Origin of the sequence: Prevotella sp. khp1, from assembly GCF_900102205.1 — a bacterium.
Taxonomy (GTDB): Bacteria; Bacteroidota; Bacteroidia; order Bacteroidales; family Bacteroidaceae; genus Prevotella; species Prevotella ruminicola.
Genome location: NZ_FNJZ01000005.1, coordinates 77,218 through 89,558, shown reverse-complemented (window position 1 = coordinate 89,558; position 12,341 = coordinate 77,218). Strand labels below are relative to the sequence as shown.

The 12,341-nt window shown below is 48.7% G+C and carries 7 protein-coding genes; 5 read left to right on the top strand and 2 right to left on the bottom strand.

Annotation, left to right across the window (positions count from 1 at the left end; translation table 11 throughout):
- Positions 1-26: 26 nt before the first annotated feature.
- Positions 27-1,880 carry a DUF4954 family protein gene (locus BLR73_RS12765; protein WP_013063857.1) on the bottom strand — a complete coding sequence of 618 codons (1,854 nt, stop codon included), beginning with the start codon at positions 1,878-1,880 and terminating at the stop codon, positions 27-29.
- Positions 1,873-3,204 (bottom strand): GTPase HflX, encoded by a 1,332-nt coding sequence (gene hflX / locus BLR73_RS12760; protein ID WP_013063118.1) that lies wholly within the window; start codon positions 3,202-3,204, stop codon positions 1,873-1,875. Before hflX ends, BLR73_RS12765 begins: the two co-directional genes overlap by 8 nt.
- 168 nt (positions 3,205-3,372) lie before the next feature.
- On the opposite strand from hflX, the gene nagB reads away from it, so the two are divergent.
- The 5 genes from nagB (at position 3,373) to BLR73_RS12735 (ending at position 12,325) form a co-directional block, all read left to right on the top strand.
- On the top strand, positions 3,373-4,167 hold the full coding sequence (gene nagB, locus BLR73_RS12755; RefSeq protein WP_091862617.1) for a glucosamine-6-phosphate deaminase: 795 nt from the start codon (positions 3,373-3,375) through the stop codon (positions 4,165-4,167).
- Between the two features lie 49 nt (positions 4,168-4,216).
- A complete protein-coding gene (locus tag BLR73_RS12750) occupies positions 4,217-6,136 on the top strand; it encodes a glycoside hydrolase family 97 protein (RefSeq protein WP_091862614.1) in 1,920 nt (639 codons plus the stop codon).
- 110 nt (positions 6,137-6,246) lie between these two features.
- The gene (locus BLR73_RS12745; RefSeq protein ID WP_091862611.1) at positions 6,247-9,150 is read left to right on the top strand and encodes a M16 family metallopeptidase; all 2,904 of its coding nucleotides are present in this window, start codon (positions 6,247-6,249) and stop codon (positions 9,148-9,150) included.
- 44 nt (positions 9,151-9,194) lie between these two features.
- Complete coding sequence (locus BLR73_RS12740; RefSeq protein ID WP_091862608.1) at positions 9,195-10,844, top strand: fumarate hydratase; 1,650 nt, start codon at positions 9,195-9,197, stop codon at positions 10,842-10,844.
- Positions 10,832-12,325, top strand: coding sequence for a M6 family metalloprotease domain-containing protein (locus BLR73_RS12735; protein WP_176763689.1), 1,494 nt, complete (start codon positions 10,832-10,834; stop codon positions 12,323-12,325). The genes BLR73_RS12740 and BLR73_RS12735 overlap by 13 nt, the downstream gene beginning before the upstream one ends.
- The last annotated feature ends 16 nt before the right edge of the window (positions 12,326-12,341 follow it).

Genomic DNA, 12,341 nt, shown 5'->3' with positions numbered 1-12,341 from the left:
CCCAGCCGAGCGGCTGGGGATTATTGTTAGTTCTCGTAGTCAATCTCGTGGTCGAGTTTGGAGAGGAAGTCTTCGTAAACGTCCTGTTCTACGTCGCCCATCTGGAATTCCTTTTCGGCATCCTTGCGGATCTCGGCAATCCAGGCACGGCGGGCTCTGACGTAGTCCTCACGAATACGTTCACAAGCGGCCTCGTCGAGTTCTTCGAGCTGATAGTAATCCAGAATCATCTGGTAGCTCCATGCCCAGCGATAATCGCTGTAGTTGTTGTTAATCTCCACAAAGCGGTCGAGTACATCGTGGATATTGTCGATGTTGCCATTCTTGATATCCTCAACCAAACGCTGCTCCTCGCTCTCGGGCAGTAGCAGTCCGCTCATGTCAATCCAGCGGCCCTGGCCAGTGGTGCTCACGGGCTTGCCAATATAACCCTCTTTCTGGGCACGTTTGAGTACGGCACCCATATAGATACGCAGGGCGATATCGTAGTACTTTAATCCCTTACGCAGCGAGGTGGCATTGATGACATACTCGTGGAAGTTATAGGTGGTGACATTATCACCCGAAGCATGGCGCAGGTCCTTCAGGATCTGGATGCCCTGCATAATCTCGCCTACGGTGAAGGGTGAGAGCCAGTCGAAGTTGATAATACTCTTACGCGACTGCTTAGAACGCTTGTCACGCTTGGGCCATTTCTTGATATCACGATACAACCCCACGGTGGTGATGTTACGTCCTGGCACCAGATAGCAATCGTCGCCATAAGCCAACAGGTAGCTGAATGGCAGATTGCGGGTGTCGGGGTGGTGCATCAGCTTACCAAAGCACACCGAGAAAGCACCGATAGTGGCAGGCATCAGCACGTAAGCACCCGAGGCGGTCTTGGTGCCGCGCTCCAGCGTACCATAGTGCATGGGGCCCATCTTATAAGCGTGGTTTGAGAAGTTGGTGTTAGAGCCTGCGTTATAGAACGAGAACTCGCCACCAATCAGCAGCGAACTCTTATGGTGAGAGGCTGAGAACGGGCCGCAGAAAGCAGCACAAGCCTCGCCATTGGCCATGAATGAGTTGGCAAAGAAGAGTGAAGCCTCGGCCGTAAAGCCATTGGTAATCTGACAGGCCTCGCCTACGAAGCAATCCTGCATTTTTACCGAATTGTTGATTGAGCAACCATCGCAAATAATCGAATTTTCGCAGATAACACCTGTGCCGATAAACACAGGGGCATCCATTGAGCTCATTACCGTACACTCTGAGAGGCGAGCTGCACCACTAATCTCGCAGTCGCCTTTGATGATGGTGTTGGTGATATCCTTGGCGTTGATAATCTTTACGTTGTTACCGATATAGCCACGATCGGGGCGCGAAACACGCAACTCGTCCTCGATCATCTGCTGGAGGGTTTGCTTCAGGTTCTTGTCGTTGTTATGCTTCACCATGAACGACGCTAACTGTGAGTTCAACTCGCGGAAGATGGTTACATTGCCATCGCCCATCTCGTTGAGTACCGAGATAACAGAACCTTCACCATAAGTGGCGTCATCGGTGGTCTCAAGCGTACATATATTAGATATGTAACAGTCGTTACCGATGGTGTAGTTATTGATGTAGTTGCCAATCTTCTCGATAAGGCAGTCGTTACCTACCGTGACATTGCGCAGGGTGGCATCGTTGATACCAGAGTGCTTGGTAAAGCCCTTGCTTACCTCGACCATCTTGTTGAATGCGCCTAAGCGGATGTCGCCATAGAACATCACACGATGGAAATTGTACGGTTTAAAGTTCTCGTCGACTAAAACACGTTGCCAGTCCTCAGCCCAGCACACGTTGTTCTCCAAAACGTCGATTTCGTTCTGGGTTAGTTGTCTGTAATTACTCATAATCTTGATATAAAAAGTCGTTATAGGGGTATTTCTGCACATGCAGCTCACGTACTCGTTTATACAGAATGTCGCGCAGTGCATCAATATTATCCTTTTGTTTGGCCGAGATGAACAGGCACTCCAGGTAGTGCTGGTTCTCGCCTGTGCGAGCCATCCAGGTCTTTTCCAAATCTTCGAGTGTCATGTTCTCCTTGGTGGCAGGTGTCAGGTCGTCCTCCTCTTTCTCCACCCAGGTATAGGCATCAATCTTGTTGAATACCAGCATGGCGGGTTTATCGGCACAGCCTAACTCCTTTAAGGTTTCCTCAACCACACGGATCTGATCCTCGAAGTCGGGGTGGGAGATATCTACCACGTGTACCAGCAGGTCGGCCTCGCGCACCTCGTCGAGGGTGCTTTTGAACGATTCAACCAGGTCGCTGGGCAGTTTGCGGATGAATCCAACGGTATCGGCCAACAGGAAAGGCAGGTTATCGATGGTCATCTTACGTACGGTGGTATCGAGTGTGGCAAAGAGCTTGTTCTCGGCAAACACCTCGCTCTTGGCCAGCAGGTTCATCATGGTGCTCTTACCCACGTTGGTATAACCTACGAGGGCCACACGAATCAGACGACCACGGTTCTTACGCTGAGTGGTTTTCTGTTTGTCGATCTCGGCCAGGCGCTGTTTCAACAGGGTGATGCGCTGCAGAATGATACGACGGTCCATCTCCAACTGGGTTTCACCAGGTCCACGCAGTCCTACCGAACCTTTTCCGCCACCTGAACCTGAGCCACCACCCTGGCGCTCCAAGTGGGTCCAGAGTCGCTGCAGGCGGGGCAGCATATAGCGATGCTGAGCCAGCTCAACCTGTGCCTTGGCCTCGGCGGTCTGGGCGCGCATAGCAAAGATATCGAGAATAAGCGAGGTGCGATCCAGAATCTTAACCTGTAGCTCTTTTTCGATATTACGCATCTGCTTGGCACTCAGCTCATCATCAAAGATGACCATACCTACAGGCTGTGGCGCATTCGACTCGTCGAGCAAACCCTCGGCAAACAGCGAGGCATCCTGCTCATCCAGCCACTCATCGTAGGCATCCTGGCATTGCTTGATATATTCTTTGATTTCGAGCAGTTTACCGCTACCTACATAGGTGGTCTGACTGGGGCCACCCACTTTCTGGGTGAAACGCTTCACGGTAACTGCACCGGCAGTATCTGCCAGGAACTCGAGCTCGTCGAGATATTCCTTGGTCTTAGCCTCGTTCTGTTCCTTGGTAATGAGTCCCACCAGTACGGCAGTCTCTGCTTTTGCTTCTGATATTACAAACTCTTTCAATGGACTATTTACTATTTTTCTATTTTACAATTATTTTTCGGCACAAAATTATAGAAAAATCTTCGCGACAGAAAAAAATCCGTGTTAATCCGTGTTAATCCGTGCCTAAAAAGAATATTTCGTTGTATTTTTGCACGGAAATAGAAATAAACTAAAATCAAATAGCGTATGAGAGTGATTATTCAGAGTGACTATCAGAAAATGTCACAGTGGGCCGCAAACCACGTTATTAAGCGTATCAACGAGTTCAATCCAACTCCCGATCACAAGTTTGTACTGGGATTGCCAACCGGTTCGTCGCCAGTAGGAATGTATAATGCACTGGTTGAGGCTAACCGTGCAGGTAAGGTTTCGTTTAAGAATGTGATTACCTTTAACATGGACGAGTATGTTGGTTTGCCCGAGGCTCATCCTGAGAGCTATCATGCTTTTATGGCCCGCAACCTGTTTGATCATATCGACTGTCCCAAGGAGAATATCCATATTCTGAATGGTAATGCAGCTGACTTGCAGGCTGAGTGCAAGCACTACGAGGAGATGATTAAGCAGGCTGGTGGTATCGACCTGTTTATCGGTGGTATTGGTCCTGATGGTCATATTGCCTTTAACGAGCCAGGTTCATCACTGCGCAGCCGTACTCGTATGAAGACTCTGACTACCGACACTCGTATTGCTAACAGTCGTTTCTTTGGTGGTAAGCCCGAGAATGTACCTGCACACGCTCTGACCGTAGGTGTTGGTACCGTGATGGATGCCCGCGAGGTCATGATTCTGGTAAATGGTCATGGTAAGGCTCGCGCTATGCAGGCTGCTATTGAGGGTGCTGTGAACCACATGTGGACAATCTCGGCTCTGCAGATGCATGAGCACGGCATCATCGTAAGTGATGAGGAGGCTGCTGATGAGCTGAAGGTTAGCACCTATAAGTACTTTAAGGATATCGAAAGCGACCAGCTTTTGTAATATTAAACATTAAACATTTAATATTTTGAAGAAAATATTTTTATCAATAATGCTGGCGTCATCAGTCCTTTGTTGGGCTGATGACGTTCGTGTTTCATCACCTAACGGGAGTTTGGTGGTGACTGTGAGTGATGCAGAAGGAAAACTGAGTTATTCGGCTACCCTTGATGGTAAGCAGATGTTGGCACCATCGGCCTTGGGTTTGCAAACCAGTCTGGGCGACCTGACTAAGGAATTGTCAATTGTAAATTCTCAATTGTCAACTGTAGCTAATAGCTACTCGATGCGTGGCACCAAGGCCTCGAAGGTGGATTATAAGGCCAATGCCTTGACCATCAATCTTCAGAACAAGGATGGTGTAAAGTTCAGCATCCTGTTTCAGGTATCTGACAATGATATCGCCTACCGCTACCAGATGCCACGACAGACTATCCGTCGCCGTGAGTACAAGCGTGTGCGTATTCTCTCAGAGGTGAGTGGCTTTAACTTCCCTGAGGGTACCACCACCTTTATCTCACCACAGATTGGCCCGGAAACTGGTTGGGAGCAGACCAAACCTTCGTACGAGGAGGGCTACTCTAACGATGCACCCATGGATAAGGTTTCGCAGTATGGTCATGGCTACATCTTCCCTGCGTTGTTCCATCTGCCTACTGGTTGGGCACTGGTGAGCGAGACGGGGGTTACTAGTGGCTATTGTGGTAGTCATCTGAGTGATTATCAGGCAGGTAGTGGCTATACCGTGGCATATCCCGATAAGGGCGAGAACAACGGCTTTGGTAACGACTTTGCCGCTATTCCCCTGCCAGGCGAAACACCATGGCGCACCATTACCTTGGGCAGCACCTTGAAGCCAATTATGGAAACAACCATCAGCTATGATGTGGTAGAGCCCCGCTATCAGGCCTCGACTGATTACAAGCCTGGTCGCTATACCTGGAGCTGGCTGATTGGTCAGGACAACTCGATTAACTACGATGATCAGGTACGCTTTATCGATCTGGCTTCGGCCATGGGCTTTGAGTACTGTCTGGTGGATAACTGGTGGGACCAGAATATCGGTCGTGAGCGTATTGCCGAACTCTCGAAATATGCCCAGAGCAAGGGTGTACACCTGCTGATGTGGTATAACAGTAATGGTTTCTGGAACGATGCCCCACAAACCCCACGCAACTGTATGAACACCGCCATTGCCCGTGAAAAGGAGATGAGCTGGTTGGAGAGCATTGGTGTGAAGGGTATCAAGGTAGATTTCTTTGGTGGCGACAAGCAGCAGACCATGCAGCTGTATGAGGATATCCTGAGCGATGCCAATCGTCATGGTTTGCAGGTGGTGTTCCATGGTTGCACCGTGCCTCGTGGCTGGGAGCGCATGTATCCTAACTTTGTGGCTTCGGAGGCTGTGTTGGCTTCGGAGAACCTGTTCTTTGGCGAGGGCGCTACCATCAGCGAGGGCTTCGACCTTACGTTGCATCCCTTCTGTCGTAATGCTACGGCCTCGATGGACTGGGGTGGTATTATCATGAACAAGTTCATGTCGACAGATAACAAGAGTCGCCACTCACGCAAGACTACCGATATCTTCGAACTGGCTTCGGGAATTACCATGCAGACCTCGGTACAGTGTGTAGCCATGCAGCCTAACAACCTGCAGGAACTGCCACAGTTTGAGATGGACTTTTTGCGCGAGTTGCCCACCACTTGGGAGGAGACACGCTTTATTGATGGCTATCCCGGCAAGTATGTGGTGATGGCACGTAAAGCCACTAATGGCAAGTGGTACATCGCTGGTTTGAATGCCCAGAAAGAACCACTCGCACTGACTCTTGATTTGAAGGCATTTGGTGACCTGACTAAACTGCTTGTTGACGATAAGCAGAAGCAGCCAGTACAGACAGCCTTGCAGAAAGATAAGAAGGGAAAGATAAAAGTCGTTATTCAGCCGAATGGCGGAATGATTATTAAATAATATCAAGGAGCATTTTTTTATTAAGAAATGCTCCTTTTTATTTGCAAATGTCGCAAATAATACCTACCTTTGCGGCTGAAATAATTATTATTATCAATTTATTATTATTAATGAAAACTAAATTTTTACTGACTATCGCAGCCATGGCACTTGGAATGAGTGTCCAGGCTAAGGATTTCAAGTACGTCACCGTTCCCGGCGACAAGATGCAAACCCGTATGTACACATTGGATAACGGCCTGAAGGTGTTCCTGAGTGTGAACACAGAGAAACCACGTATCCAGACTTATATAGCCGTACGTACAGGCTCAAAGAACGACCCTGCCGAAACCACAGGATTGGCTCACTATCTGGAGCACCTGATGTTTAAGGGCACCAAGCAGTTTGGTACTAGCAACCCAGAGGCTGAGGCCCCATTGCTGGCTGAGATTGAGCAGCGCTACGAGGCTTATCGTAAGCTCACCGATCCTGAGGCTCGTAAAAAGGCATATCACGAGATCGACTCAGTGAGTCAGGTTGCTGCCAAGTACTTTATTCCTAACGAGTACGACAAGCTGATGGCTGCTATTGGTGCTGAGGGTACCAACGCCTACACTTCGAACGATGTGACTTGCTATACCGAGAATATCCCATCGAACGAGATTGATAACTGGGCAAAGATCCAGGCCGATCGTTTCCAGAATATGGTGATTCGTGGTTTCCACACTGAGCTGGAGGCTGTGTACGAGGAGTATAACATCGGACTGACCAGCGACAGTCGTAAGCTGTTCGCTACCCTGAGCAAGTTGTTGTGGCCTAACCATCCTTATGGCACACAGACCACCATCGGTACCCAGGAGCACCTGAAGAACCCATCAATCACCAATATCAAGAACTACTTCAACAAGTGGTATCGCCCCAATAATGTGGCAATCTGTATGGCTGGTGATTTTGATCCTGATAAGACCATCGCTATCATCGATAAGTACTTCAGCAGTTGGAAGCCAGGTGCTGATGTAAAGCAGCCAACCTTTGCACCACTGCCAGCTCTTACGCAGCCCAAGGATACTACCATCGTAGGTCCAGAGGCCGAGCGTGTATGGATGGCTTGGCGTGCCAAGCAGGCCAATGCCCTGCAGGCTGATACCTTGCAGCTGATGGAGGATGTACTGAGCAACGGTCGTGCCGGACTGTTCGACCTGGATTTGAACCAGACCATGAAGGTGCAGAGCGCCAATGGTGGTTGCGAACTGTTGAGAGACCATAGCGCTTTCTTCCTGATGGGTACCCCAAAGCAGGGTCAGAGCCTGGAAGAGGTTCGTAGCTTGATGCTGGCTGAGATTGACAAGCTGAAGAAGGGCGACTTCCCCGAGAACCTGTTGCCCAGCATTATTAACAACAAGAAGCGTAGCTACTATCAGCGTCTGGAGAGCAACGAGGGTAGAGCAGATATGTTCGTGGATGCCTTTATCAACGAGGTTGACTGGAAACAGGAGGTTGAGAGTATCGACCGTATTTCGAAGATTACCAAGCAGGAACTGGTTGACTTTGCCAACAAGTTCTTTACCGATGGATATGTAACCGTATTCAAGAAGCAGGGTGTTGACAGCCTGCAGAAGAAGATTGATAAGCCTGCCATCACCGCCATCCCTACCAACCGCGACATGATGAGTCAGTTTGTGAAGGATGTACAGAATGCTGAGGTAGAGCCCATCCAGCCACGATTTGTTGACTTTAAGAAGGATCTGACCATCGCTAAGCTGGGTAAGAGTCTGCCTTTCTACTACGTGAAGAATAACGATAACGGTTTGTTCAATCTGGTATTCTTCTACGAGTTTGGTCAGAGTGCTGATAAGCGCTACGATGTAGTGGCTGATTATATTAAGCTGCTTGGTACCGACAAGCAGAGTGCCGCTGAGTTGAAGCAGAAGTTCTATGAGCTGGCTTGCGACTGGTCGATGAATGTAGGTACTGAGAATATCACCGTTAACCTGTCGGGTTTGAACGAGAATATGCCTGCAGCACTGGCTCTGCTCGAGGACCTGTTTAAGAATGCCAAGGTAGATAAGGCCGCTTACGATCAGATGGTAAATCTGACTTTGAAGCGTCGTAACGATACCAAGAAGAGTCAGGGTGCCTATTTCTCACACCTGTATAGCTATGCTACCGTTGGCGAGCGTAATGCTTATCGCGACCTGGTTAGCGAGCAGGAGTTGAAAGATACCGATCCACAGGTATTTGTTGATCTGCTGAAGGGCTTGAGCAACTACACCCATAAGGTGGTTTACTTTGGTCCGATGAGCGAGAAGGAGGCTGTTGCTGCTATTGCTAAGGCTCACCGCATAGCCAAGAAGTTGGCTGCTATCCCAGAGAACAAGCCATACCTGAATGCACCTGCTACCCAGAACGAAGTTCTGATTGCACCTTACGATGCCAAGAACATCTACATGCGTATGTACCACAATGAGGGTCGTAGCTGGAATCCTGATGAGGCTGCTGTACAGGAGGTATTCAACGAGTACTATGGTGGCGGTATGAACGGTATCGTATTCCAGGAGATGCGCGAGGCTCGAGGTCTGGCTTACAATGCCTACGCTTACTATGCTCAGCCCAGCTGGAAGGATCGTAAGGAGTTCTTTATGACTCATATCATCACCCAGAACGATAAGATGAGCGATTGTATTGCACACTTTAACGAGATTCTGAACAATATGCCTGCTAGCGAGGCAGCCTTTAAGATTGCCAAGGATGCTGTTACCAAGCAGATGGCCAGCAACCGTACTACCAAGATTGGTATCTTTAATGCCTATCTGAGTGCTCTGCGCCTGGGTCTCGACTGCAGTCTGGATGAGATTATCTACAAGAACCTGGATAAGGTAACCCTGCAGGATATTGTGAACTTTGAGAAGCAGCAGATGGCCAACAAGCCATGTCGCTATATCATCTTAGGCGATGAAAAGGAACTCGACATGAAGACACTCGAGAAGATCGGTCCTGTGAAGAGACTGACTACCGAAGAAGTTTTTGGATATTAAACATGAAAGATTAAACATTAAACGTTGATTAAACAAATACGATTATGGCTAAGACAGTTGAATTTAAGTATGCGCCCATGTTCCAGGTGGGCGAGGACAAGACGGAATATCGTCTGTTGTCGAAGGAAGGCGTAACAACCGCCGAGTTTGAAGGAAAGCAGATCGTGAAGGTTAGCAAAGAAGCCCTCACTCTCTTGGCCCAGCAGGCATTCCACGATGTGGAGTTTATGCTGCGTCGCGAACATAACGAACAGGTGGCTAAGATCCTGACCGATCCCGAGGCCTCTGAGAATGATAAGTATGTAGCCCTGCAGTTCCTGCGCAATGCCGAGGTGGCTTGCAAGGGTATCCTGCCTTTCTGTCAGGATACAGGTACTGCCATCATCCATGGTGAGAAGGGACAGCAGATATGGACAGGTTTCGAGGATGAAGAGGCTCTGAGCCGTGGTGTGTTCAATACCTTTACTCAGGACAACCTGCGCTACTCGCAGAATGCTCCTCTGAACATGTACGACGAGGTGAACACTCGTTGCAACCTGCCTGCACAGATTGATATCGAGGCTACCGAGGGTGCTGAGTATAAGTTTGTGATGGTTGCTAAGGGTGGTGGCTCTGCCAATAAGACCTACTTCTATCCCATGACCAAGGCTACTATCCAGAACGAGGGTACACTTATCCCATTCCTGGTTGAGAAGATGAAGAGTCTGGGTACAGCTGCATGTCCTCCATACCACATTGCATTCGTAATTGGTGGTACATCAGCCGAGAAGAACCTGCTGACAGTGAAGCTGGCTTCTATCAAGTTCTACGATGGTCTGCCCACAACAGGTGATGAGACTGGTCGTGCTTTCCGTGATATCGACCTGGAGCAGAAGCTGATTAAGGAGGCTCAGAAGATTGGTCTGGGTGCCCAGTTCGGTGGTAAGTACCTGGCTCACGATATCCGCGTAATCCGTCTGCCTCGTCATGGTGCCAGCTGTCCTATCGGTATGGGTGTATCTTGTTCGGCTGACCGTAATATCAAGGCTAAGATTAATGCCGATGGTATCTGGTTGGAGAAGATGGACTCTAACCCAACAGAGCTGATTCCTGAGGAGCTGCGCAAGCCAGGTGAGGGCGGCAAGGGTATCGAGATCGACCTGAACGAGGGTATCGATGCTGTACGTGCTGAGCTCTCTAAGTATCCTGTAAGCACCCGTGTAAACCTGAAGGGTACCATCATTGTGGCTCGTGATATCGCTCACGCTAAACTGAAGGCTCGTCTGGATGCTGGTGAGGGAATGCCTGAGTACTTCAAAAAGTATCCTGTACTGTATGCAGGTCCTGCTAAGACTCCAGAGGGCTATCCTTGTGGATCGATGGGCCCAACCACCGCTAACCGTATGGACCCATACGTTGATGAGTTCCAGGCTAATGGTGCATCGCTCGTGATGATTGCCAAGGGTAACCGTTCTGATGTTGTTACCGAGGCTTGTAAGAAGCATGGTGGTTTCTACCTCGGAACCATCGGTGGTGTAGCCGCTGTTCTCTCTAAGAGCTCTATCAAGAGCATTGAGTGCGTAGAGTACCCAGAGCTGGGTATGGAGGCTGTATGGAAGATTGAGGTTGAGGACTTCCCCGCATTCATCCTGGTTGACGATAAGGGTAATGACTTCTTCAAGACCCTGAAGCCATGGACACCTTGCGCAAAATAATACTGTTCGCATTTGTGTTGCTGGTGGCGGTTGCCACCAGCGCACAAGAGCGAAAGCCTTGTGTACTAAATATCCCCACTGATAAAGCTAAGACCCGCGGGGTGCTTAGTTTTCCCGTTCAAGATTGGGATCCGCAGAAAGTGTATCGTCAGGCTGTGGTGCTGATAACCTTTGCCGATTGCGATTTTTCGATGGAGAATCCTGCCGCCTATTACCAGCGTTTGTTTAATGAGAATGGCTATAACGAGGGTTATGGTTTAGGCTCAGTGGCTGATTATTTTCGCGATCAGTCAGGTGGACTTTTTAACTTGCAGTTTGACATCTATGGCCCTATTAAGGTCAGCATGAGTGCAAAAGGTTCTTATAATAACTATGGCTTTAATGCTATGGAAGAGGCTTTGGCGGCATTGGATACCTTGACCACTCAAGACTTCTCTGTTTACGATTGGAATGGAGATGGTGTGGTTGAACAGATGCTGTTTGTGGCAGCTGGTCTTTGCGGAAACCAGGCTTCGGGTTACATTTGGCCTAACACAGATTATACTACTTTTAATGCCCCAGGAAAAAAGGAAATGGTGAATACCTGTATAACTTGTGAACTGTGGAGAGACAAGACACTATGTGGTATTGGTACCATTTGCCACGAGTTTGCCCATTGCTTAGGGTTGCCTGATATCTACCCTACTAGTAGTTCAAGTTATTTCTCGGTGGTGGATGAGTGGGACCTGATGGATGGGGGAAACTACACCAACAAGGGTTGGTGCCCACCCAACTTATCGATCTTGGAGAAAATGCTCTTGGGGTGGGGTACACCTACCGAACTGACAGAACCCACTACTATCACAGAAATGAAGCCTGTAAGTGAGGGAGGGACAACCTATTTAATTCGTAACTCTGGCTGCACAAACGAGTACTATCTGCTGGAGAATCGAAGACAAACTAAGTGGGATTATGGTATTCCTGGCAATGGCTTAGCAATTTTTCATGTAGATTACGATCAGGAAAGGTGGCATTTAAATGAAGTAAATATCGCTGATACCCTTTTCCGTTACGATTTGTTCCATGCGGATGGTAAGGATTACCTGACTTGGGATCCCAAGAATAATGGCAAGGATTTGGGGAAATATACGATGGACGACTGGTTGCGTAACAGATACCTGAGTACCTCGACTTATCCTTATACCAATCCCGAAACGCAGTTGATAAACGATGTGCTGAATGATAGCAGTACACCTGCATCTACCGTGCATAATAAGAATGCTGAAGGTGCCCTGCTGATGTCGAAGGCTATTACCAATATCCGTATTGCTGATGATGGTACGGTATCATTCGACTTTATGAAGGGTACATCGGGCATCCAACCGATTATCGAGGTAACGGATACTGATAATCGTTGGTACGACCTGCAAGGGCGCCAGCTACAAGGCGAACCACGTCAGAAAGGTGTGTATATCCATAACAGAAAAAAGGTTGCCCGATAACTCGAGCAACCCTTTT

What these genes read in the sequence shown, in the direction of transcription:
- nagB (WP_091862617.1), top strand. Translation starts at nt 3,373, where the DNA reads ATGAGAGTGATTATTCAGAGTGACTATCAGAAAATGTCACAGTGGGCC.
- BLR73_RS12765 (WP_013063857.1), bottom strand. Translation starts at nt 1,880, where the DNA reads ATGAGTAATTACAGACAACTAACCCAGAACGAAATCGACGTTTTGGAG.
- BLR73_RS12750 (WP_091862614.1), top strand. Translation starts at nt 4,217, where the DNA reads ATGCTGGCGTCATCAGTCCTTTGTTGGGCTGATGACGTTCGTGTTTCA.
- BLR73_RS12745 (WP_091862611.1), top strand. Translation starts at nt 6,247, where the DNA reads ATGAAAACTAAATTTTTACTGACTATCGCAGCCATGGCACTTGGAATG.
- BLR73_RS12740 (WP_091862608.1), top strand. Translation starts at nt 9,195, where the DNA reads ATGGCTAAGACAGTTGAATTTAAGTATGCGCCCATGTTCCAGGTGGGC.